General features: G+C 55.3%; 13 protein-coding genes and 2 pseudogenes. 3 read left to right on the top strand and 12 right to left on the bottom strand.

Annotated elements, in window-relative coordinates; all coding sequences use genetic code 11:
• Positions 1 to 5 precede the first annotated feature (5 nt).
• From LIW51_RS27115 to LIW51_RS27095, 5 genes and pseudogenes are all read right to left on the bottom strand, one after another.
• Positions 6 to 1529 carry a M20 family metallopeptidase gene (locus LIW51_RS27115; protein WP_227378547.1) on the bottom strand — a complete coding sequence of 508 codons (1524 nt, stop codon included), beginning with the start codon at positions 1527 to 1529 and terminating at the stop codon, positions 6 to 8.
• Entirely contained in the window at positions 1522 to 2457 is a 936-nt protein-coding gene (locus tag LIW51_RS27110) for a DUF6885 family protein (RefSeq protein ID WP_227378546.1), read from the bottom strand. The genes LIW51_RS27115 and LIW51_RS27110 overlap by 8 nt, the downstream gene beginning before the upstream one ends.
• Positions 2457 to 3803 (bottom strand): gamma-glutamylputrescine synthetase, encoded by a 1347-nt coding sequence (gene glnA2, locus LIW51_RS27105; protein WP_227378545.1) that lies wholly within the window; start codon positions 3801 to 3803, stop codon positions 2457 to 2459. Before glnA2 ends, LIW51_RS27110 begins: the two co-directional genes overlap by 1 nt.
• A 50-nt stretch (positions 3804 to 3853) precedes the next feature.
• Positions 3854 to 4141: pseudogene (locus LIW51_RS27100) on the bottom strand (AMP-binding enzyme); the annotation flags it as partial.
• Positions 4142 to 4243: 102 nt separating this feature from the next.
• A complete protein-coding gene (locus tag LIW51_RS27095; RefSeq protein ID WP_255767565.1) occupies positions 4244 to 5185 on the bottom strand; it encodes a DMT family transporter in 942 nt (313 codons plus the stop codon).
• Positions 5186 to 6098: 913 nt separating this feature from the next.
• Here LIW51_RS27095 and LIW51_RS27090 point away from each other — a divergent pair.
• Positions 6099 to 7760 (top strand): bacterio-opsin activator domain-containing protein, encoded by a 1662-nt coding sequence (locus LIW51_RS27090; RefSeq protein ID WP_227378543.1) that lies wholly within the window; start codon positions 6099 to 6101, stop codon positions 7758 to 7760.
• A 590-nt stretch (positions 7761 to 8350) separates the two neighbouring features.
• On the opposite strand, the gene LIW51_RS27080 is transcribed toward LIW51_RS27090, so the two are convergent.
• On the bottom strand, positions 8351 to 9559 hold the full coding sequence (locus LIW51_RS27080; RefSeq protein WP_227379017.1) for a CBS domain-containing protein: 1209 nt from the start codon (positions 9557 to 9559) through the stop codon (positions 8351 to 8353).
• A 171-nt stretch (positions 9560 to 9730) separates the two neighbouring features.
• On the opposite strand from LIW51_RS27080, the pseudogene LIW51_RS27075 reads away from it, so the two are divergent.
• Positions 9731 to 10231, top strand: a pseudogene (locus LIW51_RS27075) (RNA-guided endonuclease InsQ/TnpB family protein); the annotation flags it as partial.
• Between the two features lie 1412 nt (positions 10232 to 11643).
• Here the strand turns inward: LIW51_RS27075 and tbsP are convergent.
• The 4 genes from tbsP to LIW51_RS27050 form a co-directional block, all read right to left on the bottom strand.
• Complete coding sequence (gene tbsP, locus LIW51_RS27065; RefSeq protein ID WP_227378542.1) at positions 11644 to 12450, bottom strand: transcriptional regulator TbsP; 807 nt, start codon at positions 12448 to 12450, stop codon at positions 11644 to 11646.
• 754 nt (positions 12451 to 13204) lie between these two features.
• Positions 13205 to 13531, bottom strand: a complete 327-nt coding sequence (locus LIW51_RS27060) for a hypothetical protein (RefSeq protein WP_227378541.1) — start codon at positions 13529 to 13531, stop codon at positions 13205 to 13207.
• Between the two features lie 972 nt (positions 13532 to 14503).
• Entirely contained in the window at positions 14504 to 14797 is a 294-nt protein-coding gene (locus tag LIW51_RS27055; RefSeq protein WP_227378540.1) for a GYD domain-containing protein, read from the bottom strand.
• Between the two features lie 188 nt (positions 14798 to 14985).
• Entirely contained in the window at positions 14986 to 15204 is a 219-nt protein-coding gene (locus tag LIW51_RS27050) for a hypothetical protein (protein ID WP_227378539.1), read from the bottom strand.
• A 639-nt stretch (positions 15205 to 15843) separates the two neighbouring features.
• Here LIW51_RS27050 and LIW51_RS27045 point away from each other — a divergent pair.
• Positions 15844 to 17280 carry an O-antigen ligase family protein gene (locus LIW51_RS27045; RefSeq protein ID WP_227378538.1) on the top strand — a complete coding sequence of 479 codons (1437 nt, stop codon included), beginning with the start codon at positions 15844 to 15846 and terminating at the stop codon, positions 17278 to 17280.
• Positions 17281 to 17628: 348 nt separating this feature from the next.
• Here the strand turns inward: LIW51_RS27045 and LIW51_RS27040 are convergent, their stop codons facing one another.
• Complete coding sequence (locus tag LIW51_RS27040) at positions 17629 to 18576, bottom strand: zinc-binding dehydrogenase (RefSeq protein ID WP_227378537.1); 948 nt, start codon at positions 18574 to 18576, stop codon at positions 17629 to 17631.
• Between the two features lie 158 nt (positions 18577 to 18734).
• Positions 18735 to 18854, bottom strand: coding sequence for a hypothetical protein (locus tag LIW51_RS40110; RefSeq protein WP_438267440.1), 120 nt, complete (start codon positions 18852 to 18854; stop codon positions 18735 to 18737).
• Between the last annotated feature and the right edge of the window lie 7 nt (positions 18855 to 18861).

Here is an 18861-nt window from a genome sequence, read left to right as displayed (position 1 = left end):
TGATTCTACGACCCGTGAGCCAGACCGACCTCGGCCACCGCGAGTTTCAGCATGGCCTTCGCACCCGCGATCACGTGATCGCGCTCGACGAATTCCGAGGATTCGTGGGAGAGCGCGCCGGCCGGGCCGTACTCCACGAGCGTCGGGATGTGTGTGCCGTGGTAGACGAACGCGGCGTCGGTCACGCCCGGTGCGACGTCGAGCCCGGGCTCGTAACCGACCGTGTTCTCGGCGGCCCACGCCGCCGTCCGGACGAGCGGGTGGTCGGCTGCGGCTTCGCGATTCGCGGCGAGCGCGACCGGCGGGAAGAACTCGTGTTCGCCGACCGTGGCCGCGAAGTTCACGTCGGGAGCCGCCTCGGTGGCTCGCCGCTCAACCGTCTCGAGAAGCCGGTCTTGGAGCGCATCGGCACCGTCGGGGAACCCCTCCCAGCGCGGGATGCGGACGTCGAACGTCGCCTCGCACCAGTCCGGGATGGTGTTCACGCCGCCGCGCTCGACCGCGCCGGTCTCGTGGTCGACGCGCTCGACGCCGCCGCCGACGATGGTGGTACCGGGCGCGACGGTGAGGTCTCCCAGCAGCGCGTCGTCGACGAAGGGTGCAGCGATTGCGTCGCGATACTCGTCGGAATCGGTCTCTGCAAGCGCTTTTGCCTCGCCGAGGACGGCGTTCCGGCCGAGTTTGGGCGTCGATGCGTGCGCGGATTCGCCCTCGGCGCGGAGCGTCACCCAAACCAAGCCGCGGTGGCCGACGACTGGCACGAACCCGTACGAGCCCTCGAGGACGGCCGCAGTCCAGTCGTCGTAGCTGTCGTAGCGGTCGCCGAGCCAGTCTTCCCCGTCGCCCCAGCCGACCATGTTCTTCGCGCCCACCTGGTAGTACTCCTCGTCGACGAGGTGGCCGTGGACGACATCGCCGGCGAGCGCCGTCCCGGTCTCGGAAAGCGCAATGTCGAGACCGAGTGCGCTTCCGACGAGGCAGACGATCGAGGCCTTGTTGTCGTAGACGCCGCGGCCGAAGAGGGCTGCCACCTTCTCGTCGCCGCGGAGCCGCCAGATACGATCCATCCGCTCGCGGATGGTGCGCTCCTCGACGCGGTCGCCGACGGCGATTTCGACCGTACAGTTGCCAGTTCGGCGGACGACGCCATCGCGCATCGTCCACGGTTCGCCCCCCGGCCAGTCGTCGTCCGGCCCCGGCGGTACCACGTCGGTATGACTAGTTGCGACGAAGCCGCCGTCGCCCTCTCCGGGTAGGACGGCGTAGACGTTCTCCCGCGTCTCCTCGCGGTAGTCTCCCTCGGGCGGAAGGGGCTGTGCGTCGAGGTCGAGTGCGTCGGCGTTGTCGTCGAGGAAGCTCCACAATCGGCCGACCGTGGTTCCCTCGTCGTCGTGAACGCCCTCATCACCGGGGAGGCTCGGTCGCGCCACGAGGTCGCCCAAGAGGTCGACGAGCGCGTCGGCGTTGTCGTCGATCCACGCGCAGCCTGCTTCTACGACTACACGTTGTCGGGTTGTCAGCTCAGTCATCCTCACCCTTAGCATACGCGCTGCCGTTATCCCAGAGCCCTGTTTCGAGGTCACGGTCGGCGAGCCAGCCGCGGACGTCGTCGGCAGCCGTCGCGGGCGTCACGAGCAGGATACCGCCATCTCGGTGATCGTCGGCTCGCACGAGGCCGCGCCGGACGTACGACTCGGGCTGGAGGTGATAACCGTCCCAGCCGAACGATTTGTAGGAGTCCCGTACCACGAGGTATCGCTCGTCGCTGTCGCCCCTCGCCACCCGCGCCGCGACGGTCGTGAAGTGCCCGACATCCCAGTCCATCGTCCGGAAGTACGACGGGTCATCCCACCGTGTGAGCAACGCCACGAGATTGTACTTGTGTCCGAGTAGGCCGGCCGGCGCGAGCGTGTGTCGGAGGTTGTAGTTGAGAATCGGCTGCGCGGGTAACTCGCCCGCAGCCATCGCGTCGAGGAGTGCGTCGAAGCGACCAGCGTCGAACTGAACCTCCGAATCGTGGATTGCCGGAACCGGAATCGCCTCGACTCGACCGCCGGAGATTGCCTCACATGCGTCGACCAACCCCTCGGCGCTCGTCCCGCCCTCGTCCTCGACGACGGCGAGGTCGGCGTCGAAGTAGTCGTGCATAAACCACATTGCGGCACGGTCGATCGGTACCTCGCCGGTTGCAACCAGTTCCTCGACGCTCTCCTGCCGCTCGGCGTTGTGGGGTTCGAGCGCGGTGCCGGCGACCTCGGCGACGCGGTCGACCGTGATGGGGCCGCCGCTGTCATCGGTGACGCCGTACCCCCAGAGCAAGTAGGTGAGCGTGTACGCGCCGCAGACCATGTCCTTCTGGTCACGGAGCAGCCGGTAGGCCTCGTGGACGTCCGGGAATCCCGGCAGCACTGCTACGTCGAGGTCGATGCCGTCGAACAGTGGCGGAAGCTCAGTCATCAGAACGCCCGGGTGAGCTTTTCGAGCTCCCAGTCGGTGACTTCACCCGTAAACTCGTCCCACTGACTGCGCTTGACCTCGATGTACGACCGGAAGAGCGTTTCGCCCAGTGCGTCGGCGAGTAAATCGTCCGCCTCGAGCTTGTCGAGCGCTTCGCCGAGTGTCTCGGGAAGGCGCTGGATGCCGCGTTCCTCGCGCTCCGCGGCCGACATGTCCGCGGGATCCTCGTTCAGGGGGTCGCCTGGGTCGAGTTCGCGTTCGACGCCGTCCATTCCGGCGGCGAGTATGCCGAGCTCCGCGAGGTAGGGGTTTGCGGTGTTGTCCGCGGGCTTGAACTCGAATCGCGTGGTCGCGCTCGGTTCGTCCCATTGGGAGGACGGCACGCGCGCGATCGCCTCGCGGTTGTCCTGTCCCCAACACGTGAACGCCGACGCCCACATGTGGGGGCGGAGCCGCCGATAGGACATGACGCTCGCGGCGGTGAGCGCGACGAGTGCCGGCGCGTGGTCAAGCACGCCACCGATGAAGTGGCGGGCGGTCTCGCTCAGGCCGTACTGACCCTCGCTGTCGGGGTCGTAGAACGCATTCTCGTCACCCTCCCACAGCGAGACGTGGATGTGACATCCAGAGCCGGCGGCCTCCGGGAACGGTTTCGGGACGAAGGTCGCGTCGATGTCGTGGTTCGACGCAACGCCCTTAACGGTCTGCTTGTACAGGATGTGATTGTCGGCGGCTCGCTTCCCGGGCGCGTGCTCGATGACGAGTTCCTGCTGACCGGGTCCGTACTCCGGGTAGTACACCACGACGTCCATCTCCTGTGCTTTGAGCGCGTCCGTCATATCGAGCACGACATCGTTCGCGCTTTGCATGCCGTCCGCTCCGAAGCAGACGCTATCGTCGAACGGCACCATCTCGCCGTCGTCGGTCGCTCTCGTGAGGTAGAACTCGCTCTCGAACGCGACACTAGCTTCGTACGGAAGATCCTCGAGGTACGACGTGAGCGCGCTCCGCGGGTCGGCGTCCCACGGCGTCCGGTCGAGGTCGTAGAGGTCGCAGAGCATGACGGCCGACCGGTCGGCGTACGGGAGTACGCGAAACGTCTCCGTATCGGGGAGTAGCCGAATCTCGCCTGCGGCGCCGAACATACCGCCGGGGGCAAGGTGGTCGAGCGAGTTGAACGATTGCATCGCGGACGAGAGGTTGATGCCGTCGGTGAGCACGGATTCGATGCGACCGGCATCCACGACGCGTCCACGGGGGACGCCGTCGTTTCCCACGTACAGCAATCGAACAAGATCAACTTCGTCCGATGAACAGATTTCGATGACCTCGTCAGACGTTGGCATGGCTACGCTATAGGGGGATGCTATAAAGAATGTTTCCCGGTTCTGTGACGGACGACGAACGCTTTGACAACCGTTCCACGCTCTTCGTCGGGACTTCCAACGATAGCAGTTTCGTAGACTTCATCCCGGTCTTGGAGCACCGACTCGACCTCCGTGCCTGGTATATTGTATCTACTAGAGAAAATGAGGTCGTCACGGCGTGACTTGTATTCGAACCGGTCGTCCTCAGTCCGAACGAAGACATCTCCAGGAAGACTCCATCCATCGTGTACGGCCAGCTCTTGTTTCTCTGGCCGCCCCCAGTAGATGACTCCCGTTGGACCGCGGACGGCGAGCAGGATGTCAATCTCGTCGACGAATGCGGCCGCTTCGTGCAGGATATAATTCAAAATCACTGATGGTACGCATTCTGCATCGAACGAATAGAGGTATTGACGCGGTTAATCAGCCGTCGGAAACGAATTAGACCCCGACTCAGTAACCACATACGCGTTCCCGTTCACGATAACCACATCATCATCCTCCTGACCTACTGCCCGTGACCCCACCACGGGCACTCTCATAAGACTCTCCAAAACCACGTGTCCTTTCAACACCACAAACCCACTCATGATGAGGATGAATCCGATCACGGTTGTGGGCGTGATGTGTTCGCCAAGGAACACCCATCCCGCACCTGCTGTGACGAGCGGTGTCGCATAATTCACTAAGCTGGTTTCGTTTGGCCCGACGGTTTCCACTAACGCGAAATAGAGGACGTATGCAAGCGCGCTCGCAAAGACGCCTAAGTATACTAACGGAACAATCACATCGACTGTCACCGCGCCTTGTGGACTCGATTCGCCAACAGGCCCGTAACTGATGCTGTGTAAAATGGCTGCGCTGACAGCCATGCTCCACGCCTGCAGCGGAATCATCGACATCGATCGTGAGTACTGGGCAGCGAGGACTGAGCCGAGCGCGAACACAATGGTTGATGCGGCGATGAGTCCGACGCCGAAAAGCTGCCCGGTTGTTGCAGTGTCTGGATTGGCAATCACGATAACGCCAGCGAGCCCGAGGAGTGTACTGAGAGCTCCGCGTGTACTCAACCGCTCGTCTGCGAGCAAGATAAACGCGAACAACGGAGTCAGTACCGGCGTGAGGCTAATAATGACCGCAGCGATGGCACTGGTCACATATTGCTGTCCAATGAACAGCAATATCGATGGGACGCTGATTATCAAAACGCTTCCAACGAAGATGAGCTGTAGATCGTCGATGGATTGGGGGCGGATATCTTTTCGAAGGATGAGTGCAGTGCTAATGAGGGCGAGACTGGCGATGTCGTATCTGAGTGCTGCGAACAAAATCGGTGGGAGCGATTCAAGGCCGAGATTCATTGCGACAAAGGATCCGCCCCAGAAGAGTGCAACGGCTATAAACAGGATGGCAGGGTGTCGAAGAGTATTCTGGAGGCGCATATTGTTTGGTAGGATTGCTACGTATGCTTTTTATCGTAATGAATCTGTTCGGAACACTGTTACCAGGGCACACCCCTACATGCCTCACCAAGTGCTTGCATCTCCTACTTCGCCGTTTGGCTCGGAGAGAGATCCTCTGTTGCACGAATATGCCGGGCAGGGTCAACTCCGGATGGTAATCTGCGCAGTTCCGGATGAAGTTCGTGAGGAGGTCTACGCGGCAGAGTGACTCCTCGAAGACGGTGAACAACTGCGAGCGCCCGTTATTAGCGTCTTTCAAAAATTCTATAGAAATTTTCGGAATATAGGGAAAACCACCGTGATATCTGATTCATGGAGTTTCTGCGTTGGCCCTTACGAACCGGTCAAACGCCGCGTTCCCACTGACAAACGTATAGTTGTCGATAACCACAATCACAATTTGAGTTTCCGGAACGCGTTTTACGTTCCCATTTCATAGTTGAGATGGGCTCTCACAACCACCCTTGCCTAGCACATGGCCACTGTCACACGCCATCAGCCGGGTAGTGTTGTCGTCACTGCCAGGTTGTGGGAGTACCCACCATTGGCCTTTCCTTTCGCACCTTGCTCGTGGCTTCCTCCCGACTCTACTCGCTTAGGGTGATAGTATCCTCCGTCAGGGGAAAATTCTCGACTCAATCACAAGTGGGCAGGTCTAGTGATGTCGCAATCTCTCGTGGTATCATCGGGCCGTTCTCCACACCAACGCCGTGAGGCGGATGGAAATCTTGAGTATGCTAATTTTCCGTATTGGCTGACATCGTATCGAACATTAACGCCTATAACGTAGCCTAGCTTGTCAATCAGTGACATGGGTGACACTGAAGAGATGAATGAACAGACGACGCGCGGCCACGGCGATCAGAGAGTTCCCACCCATAGGATTCATAAATCGATTCTTCACGACGTTTTGGCTGACTCAGACATTGGCGTGTTCATTCTCGACCAAGAATTTACTATCGTATGGGCCAACGAGACCGTCGGAGAATATTTTGGAATCGATACGACCGACATTCTCGGCATGGACAAACGATCGCTTATCCAAGATTCATTGCAATACGTCTTCGAAAATGAACGGGAATTTTCACAGCGAGTCCTTGCAACGTATGACGATAATACCTACGCTGAGCGATTCGAGTGCCACGTGGAAGGCAAGGACGGACATGACGACCGGTATCTCGAACATCGTAGCAAGCCGATTACGGACGGCTTATACGCTGGGGGTCGCGTCGAACTCTACTATGATATCACATCGCAAAAGGAGCGCGAAACAAAGCTTGAGACTCTAGATAGGGTCAATACCATTATTCGAGGAGTGAACAAGAAGCTTATGACGGCGACAACGACGGATGAAATCGCCCAGGCCATTTGTGACGAGTTTGTCTCTAACGATCTCTATCAGGCGGCGCTATTATTCGAACAGAGTGAGCCAGAGGTGGTACCCAATCTACGCGGAATCGCTGGCATCGAGGAAGAATTTGTACAGACGGTGTTGGAACCGAGTAAGTCGAGTCAGCATGAGACACGCCCGTGGCAGGTCTCCCGTGCGGACGAACTCACAGTATTCTCAAATGTGTCAGAAGAATCGGCGCTTCCCGACGTATTCAAAACAGTAGCGATTGAACGGAACTGTCGGTCCATCATCAAAACCCCCATTTCTGTTGGTTCCACCATATTTGGCGTGTTACTCGTCTACGCCAGACAACCAAATGCGTTTAGCAGCCAAGTACAAGCTGTCTTTGCAGAACTTGGTGAAACGATCGGTGCTGCAATCAATGCAGCCGAGCATAAGAAATTATTATACGCGGATTCGGTTCTCGAACTCGAATTTCAGACGACCGATGACCGTATCTTCGCTGGACATACATCTAACGAACTCGGTTGTACAATTCGTCTAGAGGGGATTGCCCCCACCGCAGATGATTTGATTATTGAGTATATCTCCGTTGAGGGAGTCCCAGCAGAAACGGTTCTAGAACGAGCCGCTGACGATCCATCATGTACCTCCGCCCGAGTTATCGAATCGGATGCCGATGAAGGATTGATCGAGGTCTGTTTATCCGAATCATCTCTTACCATGGCCTTACTTGAACAGGGTGTCCGGTTGCAGGCTGGGACTGCTATCAACGGCGTTGTCTATCTCACTGTCGAAGCCACGCCAGATACCAATGTTCGATTGCTCTTGGACCAGTTGCGACAAGAGTTTCCTGAACTCGAGTTGACGCGCAAGACGACTATCGACCGCCCAGTACAGCCAGTTCATGAGTTTCGACAGTTTATCGATGAACCGCTTACCGAACGACAATACATCGCGTTACGAACCGCATATTTTGCTGGCTACTACGATTGGCCCCGCCAAAGCACTGCTGAAGAAATCGCTTCTGTACTCGGGGTTACATCACCCACGTTTCATCAGCATCTGCGAAAAGCTCAGCGAAAAGTATTTTCACAAATTTTCGAACTTGGAATGTGAGCACATTCTCCGATGCATGGCTGCTTGACTTCAATTAAATAGTCCAGAGCATCGGATACCCAGAAAAACGCACGGAGAGCACCTAAGACTGTACCATACAGTGAAAGTGAACAAAGACGGCGATTCATCCCCGCCCTCAAGGGCGAGGCTTTCTCGCCTGCAATTACGTAACCTACCTTTATTGACTCGGAAATCACTTCATAAAAAGCATGCTGCTTACGTCGTGTGACTCGATTATGTCCGACGAGGAGTCGCCGGTTCCAGATTGGAGGATAATTGTGTCGGTCACAAATTCCAATCCTGTTTCTGGATTTTCGGTGCGCTACTCTGACTGGGATCGGGCTTCGTTCCCGCATACCGGGCAGCGTTTGGGATGATCCTGTAGGTATGTACTTATGAAGTCGATGAACGACTGTGTCAGCCACCCTCACCATCTCAGAGGCCGAGTCGTAGTCGTGAATCCCACTACCATAGACGAGTTGCGCTGACGAGAGTGCTTCTCGTGCCGCAGTCACAATGATTAATATTCTAAACCCAGCGGGCTATGAATTTCTATAGATCGCGTGGTTGGACTGTTTTGCGGTCGGATGTCAACCGCCAAGCCACCAGCCATAAAGCTGTGCCTGCTCGTCAGTGTCCGGATGCTTCTTCGACTGACCGTAGGTTTTCCCCTTGAGGAGTTGGCGTTCGACCGCATTCGCGGCGAGTCGAAGGGCGTGAGAGGCACCGTAGCCCTCCCCATCGGCCGTGAAGTAGCCCCGGTCGGTGACCAGTCGAATCCGTGCCAGCACCAGCGGCACACCCCGGCTTTGTTCCTTGTGCTCCTGCAGTTCGATGCTGGCCTTGATCACGCTCATCTCACCGTACTTCGAGGCCATGCTCTCGATCAGCGCGGAGACGTCGTCGTAGTCCATCCCCTCCAGCAGATCGAGCCCGAACACCTGCACGGCGTTTCGGTCGTCACGCTCCCAGGTGAGCGCTTCGATGACATCCGTTTTCGTGATGATACCGATCGGCTCGTCGGCTTTGTCGGCCGTGACGACGAGCGAGGAGATCTCCCGCTCGAACATTATCTCGACGACCTCGTCGAGCGGTGCGCTCCGCTCAACCGTTGCGACTGCGTCGGACATCAGATTCCGTACCGGCAGGTCGAGCATCCGGTCGGCATCGCCCTCGCGCGCGCCGAACCCACCACGGTTCTGCCCACCGCCACCGCGGTCACCGAAGCCGCTCGACGAACCGCCCTGGCTCTTACTGCCGCCCCGCGTCGTGAACTCGATAACGTCGTACAGACTCAGCATTCCGACGAGTTCGTCATCGTCGATAACCGGGAGGTGTGCGATACGTCCTTCTCGGAACGTGTTGAGAGCTTTTCCGACCGTGGTTTCAGGGGTTGTGCTGATCAACTCTGCCGTGTACGCGTCGTCGACAATTACAGCATCGAGAAATGGACGGACAGCCTCGAGGACGGCATTTGCAGTCACCACACCGGCAACACGGTCGTCATCCAGTACCGGAAGCGTTTTGGCGTCGCTGCCGATCATGAGCCGCGCGACCTCGCGGACATCCTCGGTACGGTCGACAGACGGGACGTGCTGAACCTGGGAGCCGACCTTCGCCGAGGGCTGGTTGGACGATGAGGCTATCTGCCGACGGCTGACGACGCCGCGGTACTCATCGCCGTCCGTCACGACGACGGCATCGAGTTCTTGATTTTCGAACGTCCCGGCGACCTTCGAAAGCGGCGTGCCGATATCGAATTCGGTGAACTTTGTCGAAAGAATCTCGGAGATATTCATGGTGTCACTTTCGAATAGAACGGTTCCTGGACGGTTATGCCTGTCCCCGTTAGCGACCACTCGTATCGCTAACACGCGAGAGAGTCGAACCCCGCCGACACTCCTTCGGGTCTGCTGCGAGCACTTGATGGGGTCGTCAGCGACATATTTGGAGGAGATGGTCGAATCGGCCACAAGCGAATCAAGCGCAAACGCCATGACTTTCTCCATCGGCTATCGGCGTACTACGCCCGTGAATACGACTTCGTAGCGGTCGAAGATCTCGACGTGAAGGGGATGCTTGAATCTCCGAAGAACAGTCGCAACACGGCGTCGTCGGCATGGCACACCTTCCGGCGGATGCTCGAATACAAGTGCGAACGCGAAGGGACGCACTTCGTGGCGGTTGAACCCGAAGGGACGACTAAAGAGTGCGTGTCCTGTGGCGTCAAGACAGACAAGCCACTATGCGTGCGTGAACTTTCCTGTTCTGCTTGTGGCTTCGAAGCGGAAAGGGATGCAAACGCTGCATGGAACTTCCTTTCTCGTGGTTTCTCTGAACTAGGGGTGGTTCACTCCGAAGGAATGCCTGTGGAGACTGCGCTCTCTACGGGAACCAATTCGGTTCCTGCAAAGCGCATCCTGGAAGCAGGAAGCCCCACCCTCACCGAGCGAGCAAAAGCGAGCGAGTAGGGCAGGGTAGTTCACTGGCTTAAAGCGGTAATTGGTTGCTCCACGCGACGAGCAGGTATTTCGTGAAACAATGCCCATAATTCGTCGTCGCCGTCAGCCCACTCGATGAGTCGTGGGCCGTCGTGCGTCTGCCCCTCATCAATGCAATTGCAGACAATGAGTGACATCTCTGGCATCTCAAGTTCCAATGCATGTACCGCCGTGCCGTATATCGGGTCGAATACAATATTCATTTGTAGGTATACTCAAAAACGTCGCCGCCGCACTGACACTGCGCCGACTCCATGAACAGTTCACACTCCAGCTTCTGTTCCAAGCTGCCGCCCGATGTCCGTGTCATCATTCTCAAACGGGTCATAAGGGGTCACACTGACTGCGACGATCTAATCGAGCCGAGGGTCATGATTTTGCTGCCATTTGCGTGCGAGAACCGCGAGAACAAGAGGTAATCGGTTTGAATATCTCATGCTGGTTCCTCGGATAGTATTACGTAGAATCGAGGAAAAAGCCCCGTCCGTGAGGGCGGGGATGAATCCGACACCATTTCGACAACCGGAATCCTGAGGCCATCCGGCGTCGTACTGTACGGTAAGCCAATCGCGTGAAGTATCAATTGGGAGACCCGGGGCCGCTCCCCGTCGATACGGACGGTTCCACGCCCACCGGCGGAAATAACAAACCCACCGGGGAGTACGTGGTTCGGATTCGTTCGCCGTCCTCATAGTACCCGTAACTCCGCTGGAATCAGGCGGTGACGCCTGTGTACGAGAGGGGGTGACGACTGAATCCAAACCATGCCCTGTTCGCGGTTGCACTCCGTCACGACCGCCGTGACGGAGTACGGTCGATAGCACGGCTCGTGTCACGTCCTTCGAAAGAGAGACGTGAATCGCCACGTTCGAACGGTCGCACGGTGCGACCGGACGTGACGAGCGCTACAAGCAGATATCCAAGCACACCACGCCGCCTTTGCGGCCCGACGTGGAGCGCATGAACCCGGTACTCCCACCGTGGGGAAACGTTGCCTTCAGGAAACTCGGTGCGGTTCCGACGCCCGACGAAGGAATCCTCGCGCTTTAGCGTGGGGAGGATGTAAAAATCGTCATCTCGAACTCATGGTGCCGATGGTTCATGTCGTTGACGTTCCCGATGAACACACCAGTCGACGTCACTGCAAACGAGCCATCCACGTTCAAATCACCGCCACGGACTATTCTGTACTATTCACAATCCCGGGAAGTGGATCAACTCGCCCGTGCGTTCCATCGCTCCGCTTGTGAAGCATGATGGGGAACCAGGAGAGGAGATCGAGTACAAGTCAACTAAAATGGATGAACGAGCAGAGGCTGCCCAACAGCAATTCGATCGGCTTGCACGCTGTCCGCCTAGTAAGGATCAAACCGCTGAACGCCCTATCCAGTCACCTGCTCGGCAAGACTGTCAACGTCCTCTAAATCACTAGGTACTAACATCAACCGAAGTCGAGGACGGCCGACCTCGATTGGCACTTTCTCCGTGTCGATTAGGCCCCGATCCTCGAGTTGTGTTTTCTTTCGCGAGAACGTCGCTTTGCTTGCGACCCCTGTGTCCTCACCCCATTTACTGATGTCATAGAGCAATTCATTGTTGTTAGCCGCAACTAATAACGCGATCGTTACTTCATCAAGTTCATCCTCGTCGCCAGGAACCCTGTCAACCGACTCCAACATCATCGTAAAGTCGTCTACAACGTCATTCCCGAACTCATCGCTGAGTGTTTCTCGGACACGGGATAGTGGTGGCGTTCGTAAGCTGAACTGATTGCTGGCCTCCCATCCGTCCGCGAATGCAGTCCGAACGGTCTCGACGAATGCATCATCTGTCGAGTGGAGCCCAGTCAACTCATCATCTAATGATACTATCGTGATGACCTGCTCGTCACTAATCAGGAGCGAACTTCGCGCAATTTCAGTGCTCGTACGGAGTGAGAGGACTTCTTGATCGATTAAATCTGCAACCTGACTCGCCAAGATGAAATCTTCTACGGCTGTTTTCAACAAATCGGGGGTGGCAAGTATCTGGAGGTCAGTAGGAGTATCGTCAAGTTCGGATGCCGTCAGGATTACTGTTCGAAAAACATCCAGCGTTGGATTCACCAGGAGGGGTGTGTCTGCCTCTTTGAGGAGTGATTGAAGCTTCTCGCTGAACTCCTGATCGAGTACCGTAGCTTCTGCGGACATACTCTGTTATATTGGAAGAGACCTCTTTGTTCTGACCGCGTTACTCATCGAAAGGGGAGGGCTAAAACTAATGAATGATCGGCTTAACTCGGGTAGCACTATCCATGAGAACACCTACTTATCATATTTTTCTAATCGATAAACTATCAAATACGATATTTCTAGACCAATTCAAGAAATAACGACCGTCTATATAAAATACTGATCGACTACGTTGTCCGGTTTTCTTCGCGAAAGAGCTACTAACTTTGTTCCAATGCAGCCCAGAAATCGTCCGATTTCTTTCGCCGAGGTAGCATCGGTAATTCGTGAAAAGTTACCCGATTATGTCAATTTCATAGCCTTTTCCGGTAGGCCATACGTTCAGAGTTACGTGCGAGTGTACCACGACAAGAGTATGGCCGGTAGTTCTTTCTCGTAAACTTCTACAGATATTAAGAATTTAAGGTTTAATCAAGGAGGTTACTATGAAGTTTGTTAATAATTTTTGATAATGGTTTAGTGGCTATCCTTGTAATGCATAGCAATGCAATCTCCAGATAGACGACTTCCAGTTATCCATGGAGTCATTCTTGCAGTTCTTTGTATACTCATTCTCACGGCTATTTTCGGAAGTGATGGTATCGCAGTGGCAGTGCTCAGTGGAGCGCTTCTTTATTACATCTTTATTAAGTTAGTCAGTATGCTTCGACACTAATGGGGACTACAAGGGTCGGTAGCATGAAAAAGGGATGTGAGAGATCTGTCTCGAGCGTTAGTCGGTGCAGGAGATTGTGAATTCCTGGTGCTCCCCGGAGATTGGGACTGACCCAATATCACGAGGGAGGCGAGCCTGTGCCTGATACGTATAAGTAGTACCCGGTCGGAGTCGCCATTCCTCGCTCTCTTCGCTTACTCCTTCGTTTCCGTATTCGAACGTCAGTGCAAAGTCCGGGCCTACTTGGTCATCGGCTGAGAGCTGGGCTGGCGTTGCGGTTGGATTCCAAAGTTTGATTTCTTCACCAATACTGCCTGACATCGTCCCTTTCTTTTTGTACGTGAAGCCCGCCCATACGTACTCATGACCGTCAAAGTCAGCCATCGTTCCAAACAGAGTAACTCGTTGGCTCCCTGGCTCAGCGTGCTTGGTGACGACCTCTGCTTGTTGATCGGGACCTGAGGTTGATGCAGCTACTTGCCTGCTCAAGAGACCAAGTCCACCAACACCTACTGCAGCAGAGCGAAGGATTGTTCGTCGTGTTGATCGGGGCGTGGAGTGTGGATTCGGCATCGCCACTTCAGAATCACAGGAACACGTGCCTTTGTTATGCGGTACTTTCCAATCTAATATCCAGTAAATTAGGATAATATAGAGAAATCTGCATCCATTTTCTAATCTGTAGAACAAACCGTGTCTACCGCTAAATTGCTATTTGAATTGGCAATTGACGCCGCTATTATCGAATGTCTTCCAAAAGAGGACAGCGGAGCAGTGATACTCTTCATAGGATCTATCCATCTGTGAAAACCAATACTCGCACCTAGTACCACAGTCACTCTTTCTTGAACTGAATACGAGATCTACCAGTCATGTATATAATGTTTAAGGCGTCTGAATCGATTGTCTCGTAAAGAGATGGACGCCCCTCGGATCCCAATCGTCCGCGTTACTCCGTCGTAGATGACTGGATCACTTACTGATTCGATGATTGCGGGCTACTTGCTTCCTGCCGAGGCAAGTCACTTTGTGATGGTTTTTTACTTGCCAGCGATTAGCAAGCCTATATACGAGAGTTCATTTTCATGAATGCGCTTCAAAACAAGAGGTCGCCCTCTTTGCCACAGATGGGGATCATTCACCGAAGAATCGATTGGCGGAGGGAATAACCAATCGTTACCTCCACATTCAGATTATGCGGAGTGCCAGACAGGCGCTCGTCTCGTCGTAGCAAGAGCTAGTGACTCCTCCTCGCCCTAACGGGCGGGGCTTCCTGTTTCGATGACGCGCTTTGCTCACAAGAGTGTCCACAGGAGTGTAATCTCTACAGGCATCGAGACAGATAAAAATCGATATTCACGGAAGGTCGTCGATGATCTCTCTGTACTCTTCTTCGGGGAATGCTTTGAGAGTTTCTGTCGACACATTACCTAAACTGCCGAGTCGAAGGAGCACTTGTGCCGCCGTTTGATCGTCTGGGAACTCGAGGACAGTCACCAGGTCGTGTCGTCCCATTGTGAGGTAATACCCTTTGATTTCGCCACCCTGTTCGTTGACGATCTCTTTAAACGAGTCGAGTCGCGCCGGACTCTCCTCGACATTCTGGATTCCTTGCTCTGTGTAATTGATCAGACAGACGTATGTTGGCATTGTTCCCCCCCCAGTTGACTGAGGCACACTACTAACAATCGCCAGTGGTTTAACTATTGCTTTTACGGCATCAACAGTCCTTCCTGAGTTGCCGTCGTCCGGTGATTTTTCACTCAAACTAAGAGAGTACGGAGAACGAGAGCCGCTATCACATTCGATTCCATAGATTCAGCGGTCTCGGTACCGTATTACGGATTGAGTACGCTGGAAGCGATGATATCGTGGCGGACGTCGCCTTCTACCACGGCTGGGTCGCTCCCGAGGGGTACTTTACTGGGCGTGACCGCGAGATTCCGCCGGGCTATGAGGTATTCAGTCAAGAAGAACGACAGCATCGCGAGCGTGAATCTCTCGATGTCATATAAGAGTTCTTCGCCGAGCCACAACCCAACGAATCGATCTAGCATCCCAGAGTCCAAGAGGATTGAGGAACGTCGCTGTCGCGGAAACGCACAACCGTACTATCCCGGTCGAGGAATCTTCACTGTTCCTGGCAGGAAGGATGCCAACACTGGCCGAACTTCAGCCAAAAGAAGTACGATACCGCGCTAGAAACTAGTCCGATTGAAGGGTTGCGATCCGGTGATTGAAATGGCTGGGAGAATCAAACGCATCGCACGAGGGATCGACGATATAACACAAGCGGTGTGGGATGACTCGGGGATACTCATGAAAATCGTCGTTTTAGTGGTCCTGATAGCGACAGCTGCTGCGATCCCTGTTATCCCGATTGCGATTATTGCCCGATATATCGCTAACCGGTAAAGGGGAAATCGCCTGCGGAGTCTATAACCGCTGTGGGAACGTTTCTTGCACGTTCCGACACAGAAACAGGACGCTCCGTCCGCAACAAGTGAGGGCCGGGTAGTCCCGAATGCGGCTGGGCGGAGTAGTTCACCTCAGTTCTCGGTCAGTCAGATGGGTTCTTCAAACGGACAATATGAATGGGAAAATATAGATGCTGTTATCAATTTTCAAATCGGGGCAAAAGAGTCTATGGTGGCGTAGTTAGGCACTTAGAGCACACGAGTTGAGACCAAATGAGTATGGGCGAACAACGGGAATCTTCGACGATATTCCCGAAAGACCGATTTCAGCGTACGCCGCTCCTTCTCTCACTCACGCAGCTCTTTCTGATTGTTATCGTCTTTGCCGATGTGCTCTTTCGAGCGACGAATAGTCCCGACTGGTTTGGGTCATTTCACCTCAATCTCTTGTACGTCTTCTTCGCCCCTCTCCTACTATTCATACAGACCTACTACCGGATTGATCGAAATCTCTGGCTCCACGTCGCCCAACTAGCGATCATGATACTGTTGACGTTCGCCCTCCTCCGTCAGGAGTACAAGTACATCCCGCCCGCGGACGAGGGGCGCACCATTCAAGTCACTCTCCTCTACTGCTATTTTCTGTTGTACCCGCTCCTCGGATACGATCTCATTGACTTCCTCAAAGAACGGGCACTCTATATCGTCGCGTACGCGACGGTGCTCGGTGTCTACTTCTTCCATCTCGATAAGATGGCCGCTGGGTCATCGCAGGCAGTCTACGTCGTCTTTGTCACGCTAATCTTCGGAATGAATCTCTTTTTCATCCCGCGACACGTCTCTCGCAACGTCTTCCTCTGGAGTGCGAGTCTTGCCTCCACGTTCGCCGTCGGACTTGGGCTCCCAGCCTATGTACTTGGAGAATACCAGGTCTCGTGGTTCCAAATCCAATTGTTTTCGTCGCAGTTCACGGTCCCGCTGCTCGGCACAAAGCTCCACTTTCTGCAATCGATCTTCGAGAACCCGAACACACTTGGCGGACTTGCGTTTGCAGGTGCGTTCGCAGCACTCGTGCTAGTCGGCGAGTCCGTTCGCCGTAAAGCGTTCCTGTTCATTCCGATTGCAGGTGTGATGGTCCTGATCAATGGTATCGGGTTGTATGCGAGTTACTCTCGGGCGAGTTGGCTCGCCTTTGCGCTCGCGGCGACGATATATGTCACGTACGTGGGACTGGGGAGACGCGCCGCAGCCTACTCCACGATTGCACTCATCGGACTGGTCGTCCTCTTTTTCATGAGCATGTTCCTCTCACTCGTTCCAATCGACTCCCACGGTCGATTCGCACTTTGGGAAGGCGGCCTGCGAGCTGTGCTGCATTCGCCAGGGCCGTTCGGCTACGGTATCGTCGCCGAGGATGAACTGATTGCACCGTTCGTGCCAGATCCGAACTTCCGTGGATACTCACCACACAACTCCTACGTGGTGATATTCATCCATACCGGCATCGTTGGTGGTCTCGCGTATCTGGTGTTGATGTTCGGAAGTATCACTGAAGGATTACTCCGATACGACCGTGTGGATTTCCCGATGCTCGGTTTTGCAGTTGGGATTGTCGTCCACCACTTATTCGAAGCATATACGATGGTCAATGTCGCTATTGCATCGATTATCGCCGCGTTGGTCTTTGGCTATCTTATCAACGGATATCGAAGCTGATTTCTCGCTGATCACACCTCCTCCCTCGTCTTTGATTGGGCAAAAATGATGACTTAAAAGGGATTTCATCTTCGGCAATCTAGCTGGAGAGCGCAAATACGGTGTGTTCGTCCTCTCCCGACGCTGGTGGAGGCAATTCCGTGAACTTATAGAGACTCACGGAAAGTCCACGACTTCAGTCGTTAGAGGATATCAATCTCGCCTGTCTCACTCACAATATGGACGAGAATTCCCACCCCGGGACAGTACATTGGAAGCGCTTTCACAGAATTGCGAGGCGGATGCCACGAGGCTTGACCCCGAGGCGGTTGACTCCATCAGTGCAGAGATGGCCGTCTGACGGCTCATTCAGTCTCCTGCGATGTCCAGTACCACCTTGCCGGTGAGCCCGCTTCCTTCGACCATCTCGTGGGCTGTCGCCACCTCCTCAAGTGGCAGCACCGAGTCGATGACGGGATCAAGCTGGCCACGCTCGACGAGGTGTCGCAATCCCTCGAGGGGTCGCCGGTCACGTTCGAGGAACAGCATGTGAACCGTCAGATTCTTCTGGTACGACGCTCCCCACTCGCCCTCTGGTTCGAGAATGGTGACCAGCCGACCATGCGGTTTCGTGACGCCGGTGCTTTCGACTAGTGTGTCACCCCCGACGGTGTCGAAGACCAGGTCAACTGACTCATCGAATTCTGACTCTATCACGTCGGTGAAATCCTCTGACTTGTAGTCAATTGCGCGAGTCGCACCGAGGTCTTCAGTCTGGTCTACTGTCACGGGGCTCGCCGTTGCAATGACCTGTGCTCCGGCGGCGACGGCGATTTGAACCGCATGGGCGCCAACGCCTCCGGTGCCGTGAATCAATGCCGTTTCTCCAGCTCCAGCATCGCCACGAGTAACGATCGCTTCCCAAGCAGTTCCACCAGCGAGCGGGAGTGCTGCCGCCTCGGTGTGGGAGAGATTTGTGGGTTTCCGGGCGACGATCGACTCGTCGGCAACGTGGTACTCGGCGTAGCTCCCCTGCTTGCCGAAAATCTCCGGTGTGTAGAACACTTCGTCACCAACGTCGAAGTCAGTGACCGCTTCGCCAGTGGCTTCGACGATGCCCGAGACGTCGTACCCAATCACCGTTGGGGGGGAGATACCGGCCCACGACCCAGCTTGTCGAATCTTACAATCGACGGGATTGACTGACGACGCGTACACCTGAACCAGGACTTCGGTCGGCCTAGGAGATGGCTTCTCGACATCGCGTCGTTCGAACACATCGGTGTCGCCGAAGTCCGTGATGACCATCGCGTCCATGCGAGACGGTACTCCCGCTACGGGAGTATAGATTATGCCCACATGAGTGGCGTCGGTAAGCGAGTGACCGCCTCGCGCACAGAGTTGAAAATTAGGGTTATTGTTGCTGCCACAGTACTGGCGTTCGGAGTCATACCGATTCTCATCGTCTTTATTTGTTAGTCAGAGGTCGGATTCGCATTCGGTGCAGTGGCTGCTGTCACAGTAGCGTTCTCTCGCTGTTTAAAGATAGATTTGACTTGTGATATAAAATGGTTGAACGCGGTGGCTTTCTTCAGTACTGCC

The sequence above is a fragment of the Haladaptatus halobius genome (assembly GCF_020618475.1).
Classification (GTDB): Archaea; Halobacteriota; Halobacteria; order Halobacteriales; family Haladaptataceae; genus Haladaptatus; species Haladaptatus halobius.
This window is presented reverse-complemented; position numbering and strand designations above follow the sequence as displayed.

What these genes read in the sequence shown, in the direction of transcription:
- LIW51_RS27115 (WP_227378547.1), bottom strand. Translation starts at nt 1,529, where the DNA reads ATGACTGAGCTGACAACCCGACAACGTGTAGTCGTAGAAGCAGGCTGC.
- LIW51_RS27110 (WP_227378546.1), bottom strand. Translation starts at nt 2,457, where the DNA reads ATGACTGAGCTTCCGCCACTGTTCGACGGCATCGACCTCGACGTAGCA.
- glnA2 (WP_227378545.1), bottom strand. Translation starts at nt 3,803, where the DNA reads ATGCCAACGTCTGACGAGGTCATCGAAATCTGTTCATCGGACGAAGTT.
- LIW51_RS27095 (WP_255767565.1), bottom strand. Translation starts at nt 5,185, where the DNA reads ATGAATCTCGGCCTTGAATCGCTCCCACCGATTTTGTTCGCAGCACTC.
- LIW51_RS27090 (WP_227378543.1), top strand. Translation starts at nt 6,099, where the DNA reads ATGGGTGACACTGAAGAGATGAATGAACAGACGACGCGCGGCCACGGC.
- LIW51_RS27080 (WP_227379017.1), bottom strand. Translation starts at nt 9,559, where the DNA reads ATGAATATCTCCGAGATTCTTTCGACAAAGTTCACCGAATTCGATATC.
- tbsP (WP_227378542.1), bottom strand. Translation starts at nt 12,450, where the DNA reads ATGTCCGCAGAAGCTACGGTACTCGATCAGGAGTTCAGCGAGAAGCTT.
- LIW51_RS27060 (WP_227378541.1), bottom strand. Translation starts at nt 13,531, where the DNA reads ATGGCTGACTTTGACGGTCATGAGTACGTATGGGCGGGCTTCACGTAC.
- LIW51_RS27055 (WP_227378540.1), bottom strand. Translation starts at nt 14,797, where the DNA reads ATGCCAACATACGTCTGTCTGATCAATTACACAGAGCAAGGAATCCAG.
- LIW51_RS27050 (WP_227378539.1), bottom strand. Translation starts at nt 15,204, where the DNA reads ATGCTAGATCGATTCGTTGGGTTGTGGCTCGGCGAAGAACTCTTATAT.
- LIW51_RS27045 (WP_227378538.1), top strand. Translation starts at nt 15,844, where the DNA reads ATGGGCGAACAACGGGAATCTTCGACGATATTCCCGAAAGACCGATTT.
- LIW51_RS27040 (WP_227378537.1), bottom strand. Translation starts at nt 18,576, where the DNA reads ATGGACGCGATGGTCATCACGGACTTCGGCGACACCGATGTGTTCGAA.